The sequence below is a fragment of the Paenibacillus sp. 01T422 genome (assembly GCF_056398785.1).
In genome coordinates, this window is the sequence record NZ_JBFTQB010001633.1 from 1 (window position 1) to 478 (window position 478).

Here is a 478-nt window from a genome sequence, read left to right on the forward strand (position 1 = left end):
GGTGTACGGTACTGGCTTTACTTTTGTTTGTCTGTCCATTACTTTTGGCAGCGCCAAATTCGGCGACGGCAACGGCATCGGCGGCAGGCACAACTTATTATGTAGATGCAATTGGGGGCAGCGACAATAACAATGGTACAAGCGCTGCAACAGCGTGGCAATCTTTAAACAAAGTGAATGCAGTAAGCTCCTTTTCTCCAGGGGATAAGATTTTGCTGAAAGCAGGTTCCGTATGGAATAGCCAAAGTCTCAGTCCCAAGGGGAGTGGCGCAACTGGAAATCCGATTGTTCTCGATATGTATGGGACAGGTAATAAGCCAATCATCAATGTAAATAAAACGGCTTTTGCGGGTGTTTATTTTGAGAATCAGGAGTACTGGGAAGTTAATAATCTTGAAATTACAAACTTTACAGGGACTTACGGTTCGGATAACTCGGGCATCTATGTAGGTGTTCATTTCCGCATCAAACATAATGC

General features: G+C 44.4%; 1 pseudogene. It reads left to right on the plus strand.

Annotated features, from left to right (window positions below):
• Positions 1-212 precede the first annotated feature (212 nt).
• Positions 213-478 (plus strand): annotated as a pseudogene (locus AC1DUA_RS40520) (DUF7594 domain-containing protein); the annotation flags it as partial.